Raw genomic sequence first — 4,962 nt, forward strand, 5'->3', positions numbered from 1 at the left:
CCCACCCGTGCGGGCCGCAGCCAGCCAGGCGGGGCGGGGAACCGCACTCTCGCACCCCCCCCACGACCCCCCCGGGGGGGGGGGGGGGGGGGGCGCCCCCCGGGGCGGGCCGCCCGCCCCTACGAGCGTGTCCGGGGACAGGAGGGGTACGGCGGGGCCGGGTCAGGCCTTGTGGCCCTTGGCGGCGGCCTTGGCCGCCTTCTCGGCGGCTTCCTCGGCCTCCCACTCCGCGATCACGTTGATCGGCGGCGGGGCCTGCGCCAGGAAGAGCCAGGTGAAGTACACCGCCAGCACCATCGGCGGGAGCTTCAGCGCGATCAGCACCCAGCCCAGCTGCGTCGCGTCGCCCCACCAGTACAGCGGGAAGAGGATCGCGTACTTCGCGAGGAAGATCAGGCCCCAGGCCAGGCTCGCCTTGATGTAGGCCTTCTTGCGCCCCGGGTTGCGCGTGCGCCAGGACAGGTTCTCCTTGAACACCGGCCCCAGGATCACCCCCAGCAGCGGGAAGCCCACCAGCGCGGAGAGCGTGAAGGCCACGCCCAGGCCGGCGCCGTAGATCATGCCCGGCAGGTAGAAGCCCTTCGCGCTGCCCGTGAACAGGGCGAAGGCCACGCCCACGCCCACGCCGAAGACCCCGCTGAAGGCGTGCTTCACCGTGTCCTTGCGCAGCAGCCGCACGATCACCAGCAGGACCGCGACGGCGCCCGCGGCGATCGCGGACAGCTTCACGTCCTTGTTGATCGTGTAGATCATGACGAAGAGCAGCCCCGGGAGCATCGTCTCCACGGTGCCCCGGATGCCGCCGAAGGCGTCGAAGAGGGCCGCCTGCGTCACGGCCTTCTGGTCCGCCGACGGCTCGGCGGCGGGATCCACGGCCGGCGGGTTCGGCCCTGCCGACGGGTTCGGTGTGTGCGGCGTGGTCGGTTTGTCGAATGACGGCACCGTCAGTGCTCCTGTCCGAGCGGTCGGAGTTCGTACTTCGGGTTGAAGAGCACCCGACGGCCGTGGCTCATCGAGATCCGCCCGGAGGCGATCATGCGGCGGCCGGGCTCGATTCCCACGATCGAGCGACGCCCGAGCCATACGACGTCCAGCGCGGCGGAGCCGTCGAACAGCTCCGCCTCCAGCGCGGGGACGCCCGCGCGCGGCCGCAGCGTGACGGTCCGCAGGGTCCCGGTGACCTTCACTATCTGCCGGTCGTGGCAGTCGCAGATCCGCGTGCACCCCGCGGCCTCCGCGTCCTCCTGCAGCTCAGCCGAATGCAGGTCCTCCTGCGAGGTGGAAAGCCGCTCTATCATCCGGCGGAACCGGCCCGCCGGCCTGGCGGGTTTCGCCGGCTTGGCGGACTTCTCGGGACGCGGTTCAGCACTCATACAGGAAGCGTACCGGCGCGCCCACTACCTCTCGAAGCGGTATCCCATGCCGGGTTCGGTGATGAAGTGCCTCGGGTGGGAGGGGTCCGCCTCCAGCTTGCGCCGCAGCTGGGCCATGTAGACGCGCAGGTAGTTGGTCTCGGTGCCGTACGAGGGCCCCCAGACCTCCCGCAGCAGCTGCTTCTGGCTGACCAGCTTCCCGGCGTTGCGGACCAGGACCTCCAGCAGGTGCCACTCGGTGGGCGTGAGGCGTACGTCGCGCCCCGCGCGCACCGCCTTCTTCGCGGCGAGGTCGACCGTGAAGCCCTCGGTCTCGACGATCACCTCGTCGTCTCCGGCCCCGGCGGAGGGTTCCGCCCGCCGGACGGCCGCGCGCAGCCTGGCCAGCAGCTCGTCCATGCCGAAGGGCTTGGTGACGTAGTCGTCGGCGCCCGCGTCCAGGGCCTCCACCTTCTCGTCGGAGCTGTGGCGGGCGGAGAGCACGAGGATCGGCACGCGGGTCCAGCCGCGCAGTCCCCTGATCACCTCGACCCCGTCCATGTCGGGCAGGCCGAGGTCCAGGACGACGACGTCGGGGTGGCGGGCGGCCGCCAGTTCCAGGGCGCTCGCCCCGTCGGCGGCCGCGTCGACCTCGTACTTGCGCGCCTTCAGGTTGATCACGAGGGCCCGGACGATCTGGGGTTCGTCGTCCACCACGAGCACCCGGGTCATTGAGGTCCTGCCTTCTGTCGTATCGAATCGAGATCGAACTCCGCGGGTTCCGGCCCGTGGGGGGCCCCGCGCGCGCCCCCGTGCCCGTCCGCCCACCCGGGCCCCTCCGCGTCCCCGGGCACGCCGCGCCCCTCGCCGTCCACGCTCACCGGGACCTGCGGCCGTCCGCCGGTGGCCGCCCTCAGGGTGAGCACCATGGTCAGGCCGCCGCCCGGGGTGTCCTCGGCCGCCAGGGTGCCGCCCATAGCCTCGGCGAAACCGCGCGCGACGGCCAGCCCCAGCCCGACGCCGGCTCCGCGCGGCGCGTCCCCGTACCGCTGGAAGGGGGCGAAGATCCGGTCCTTGGCCTCGTCGGGCACGCCCGGACCGCGGTCGACGACGCGCACCTCCACCCGGTCGCCCAGGAAGCTGGCCGCCACCCACACCCGCTCCCCCGCCGGGCTGTACTTGACGGCGTTCTCGACCACGTTGGCCACGGCCCGCTCCAGGAGCCCCGGATCCACGGCCACCATGGGCAGGGTCTCCGGAACGTCCAGCAGCACGCTGCCCTCGGGTACGCCGCCCAGCGCCATCGGCACCACCTCGTCGAGGTCGATCTCGCGGATCAGCGGGGTGACGGTGCCGGTCTGCAGCCTGGACATGTCCAGCAGGTTGCCCACCAGGTGGTCGAGCCGGTCGGCGCCGTCCTCGATGCCCTCCAGGAGCTCCGCCCGGTCCTCCGGGGACCATTCCACGTCGTCGGAGCGCAGGGAGCTGACGGAGGCCTTGATCGAGGCCAGCGGGGTCCGCAGGTCATGGCTGACGGCGGCCAGCAGCGCGGTCCGGATCCGGTTGCCCTCCGCCATCCGGCGGGCCTGCGACGCCTCCCCGACCAGGCGCTGGCGGTCGAGCACGACGGCGGCCTGGGCGGCGAAGGCGCCGAGGACGCGGCGGTCCTCGGCGGGCAGCACCCGGCCGGACAGGGCCAGCGCCATGTGGTCGCCGATCGGCATGTCCACGTCGGCGTCCTCGGGGCGGGTGACCGGGTTCGGGCCGACGCTGCCGGCGGGCCGCCAGGGTTCGACCTCGCCCTCCCGCTCCAGCAGGGCCACGGATTCCATGGCGAAGGTCTCGCGCACCCGCTCCAGCAGCGCGTCCAGGGTGGTCTCGCCGCGCAGCACGCTGCCGGCCAGGAAGGAGAGGATCTCGGACTCGGCGCGCAGCCGGGCGGCCTGGTGGGTGCGGCGGGCGGCGGCGTCGACGACCGAGGCCACAGAGCCCGCGACGCCGAAGAAGACGGCGATGGCCACGATGTTCTTCGGGTCCGCGACGGTGAAGCGGTGCAGGGGCGGGGCGAAGTAGAAGTTCAGCAGCAGGGACCCGACGGCCGCCGAGGCCAGCGCGGGGTAGAGCCCGCCGAGCAGCGCGGAGGCGACCGTCAGCGCCAGGAAGAGCAGCATCTCGTTGGCGAGGCCGGGGTCGTTGTCGATGTGGATGAGCAGCGCCGCGAGCAGCAGCGGCAGGATCACCCCGGCCACCCAGCCGGCCACCAGCCTGGTCCGGCCGAGCCGGGCCGCCGACCGGACCACGGGCAGGCCGCGGCCCGTGGCGGCCTCCTCGTGCGTGACGATGTGCACGTCGAGGTCGGGCCCGGAGTCGCGGGCCACGGTGGCCCCGACCCCGGGGCCGAAGACGTACCGCCAGGAGCGGCGCCGGCTGGAGCCGAGCACGATCTGCGTGGCGTTGACCCCGCGGGCGAACGCGAGCAGCGCCTCGGGGACGTTGTCGCCGATCACATGGTGAAACGTTCCTCCCAGGTCTTCGACCAGCGTCCGCTGGACCGCGAGCTCCTTGGGCGAGGCCGCGGTCAGCCCGTCGCTGCGGGCGATGTAGACGGCCAGGATCTCGCTGCCGGATCCCTTCGCGGCCACCCGCGAGGCGCGCCGGATCAGGGTGCGCCCCTCGGGGCCCCCGGTGAGGCCCACGACGATCCGCTCGCGCGCCTGCCAGGTGGAGCGGATGTCGTGCTCGCCGCGGTACTGCTGGAGGTACTCGTCCGCCCGGTCGGCGACCCAGAGCAGCGCGAGCTCGCGCAGCGCGGTCAGGTTGCCGGGGCGGAAGTAGTTGGAGAGGGCCGCGTCGACCTTGTCGGACGTGTAGATGTTGCCGTGCGCCATGCGGCGGCGCAGCGCCTGCGGGGACATGTCGACCAGCTCGATCTGGTCGGCGCGGCGCACCACCTCGTCGGGGACGGTCTCCCGCTGCCGCACCCCCGTGATCGACTCCACCACGTCGCCGAGCGACTCCAGGTGCTGGATGTTCACGGTGGTGATCACGTCGATCCCGGCCCGCAGCAACTCCTCGACGTCCTGCCAGCGCTTGGCGTTGCGCGAGCCGGGGACGTTGGTGTGCGCCAGCTCGTCCACCAGGGCCACGGCCGGTTCACGGGCCAGGAGCGCGTCCACGTCCATCTCGGTGAAGGCGGCCCCCCGGTACGAGAGCGCGCGGCGCTCGACCTGTTCCAGGCCGTGCAGCATGACCTCGGTGCGCGGCCGCCCGTGGTGCTCCACGAAGCCGACGGCGATGTCGGCGCCGCGCTCCGCCCGGCGGTGTCCCTCCGAGAGCATGGCGTACGTCTTGCCCACTCCGGGTGCCGAGCCGAGATAGATCCTTAGCCTGCCGCGTCCCATGCGCTCATTCTCCGGGACGTTCCTCCCGTTCACGCACCGTTGACGGCGTATGTGCCGATCCCTGACGGATCCCTGACACCGCCCCCGGCACCGCGGGCGGCCGGACCACCGCTGCCGTCCGGGCGGCCGGCGGGCGCCCGGACACGGGCGGGGGGGGGGGGCGGGGGCGCCGGGGGGGGCGGGGGGCGCGCGGGGCGGGCGGCGGCGCG

The 4,962-nt window shown here is 73.3% G+C and carries 4 protein-coding genes; all 4 read right to left on the minus strand.

What is annotated here, in order from left to right; translation table 11 throughout:
• Positions 1-162: 162 nt before the first annotated feature.
• From ACWF9Z_RS33265 to ACWF9Z_RS33280, 4 genes are read right to left on the minus strand one after another with little or no spacing between them, the layout of a single operon-like run.
• The gene (locus ACWF9Z_RS33265; protein WP_453608702.1) at positions 163-942 is read right to left on the minus strand and encodes a DUF3159 domain-containing protein; all 780 of its coding nucleotides are present in this window, start codon (positions 940-942) and stop codon (positions 163-165) included.
• A gap of 2 nt (positions 943-944) precedes the next feature.
• A complete protein-coding gene (locus ACWF9Z_RS33270) occupies positions 945-1,373 on the minus strand; it encodes an OB-fold nucleic acid binding domain-containing protein (RefSeq protein WP_449484578.1) in 429 nt (142 codons plus the stop codon).
• A gap of 24 nt (positions 1,374-1,397) precedes the next feature.
• Positions 1,398-2,084: a response regulator gene (locus ACWF9Z_RS33275; protein WP_453608705.1), complete on the minus strand. Its 687-nt coding sequence runs from the start codon at positions 2,082-2,084 to the stop codon at positions 1,398-1,400.
• On the minus strand, positions 2,081-4,753 hold the full coding sequence (locus tag ACWF9Z_RS33280) for an ATP-binding protein (RefSeq protein ID WP_453608708.1): 2,673 nt from the start codon (positions 4,751-4,753) through the stop codon (positions 2,081-2,083). Before ACWF9Z_RS33280 ends, ACWF9Z_RS33275 begins: the two co-directional genes overlap by 4 nt.
• Positions 4,754-4,962: the final 209 nt, after the last annotated feature.

This window comes from Streptomyces sp. NPDC054961 (genome assembly GCF_053609145.1).

Bases quoted from the DNA above. Each gene is read 5' to 3' on its own strand.
- ACWF9Z_RS33270 (WP_449484578.1), bottom strand. From the start codon at position 1,373: ATGAGTGCTGAACCGCGTCCCGAGAAGTCCGCCAAGCCGGCGAAACCC.
- ACWF9Z_RS33275 (WP_453608705.1), bottom strand. From the start codon at position 2,084: ATGACCCGGGTGCTCGTGGTGGACGACGAACCCCAGATCGTCCGGGCC.
- ACWF9Z_RS33280 (WP_453608708.1), bottom strand. From the start codon at position 4,753: ATGGGACGCGGCAGGCTAAGGATCTATCTCGGCTCGGCACCCGGAGTG.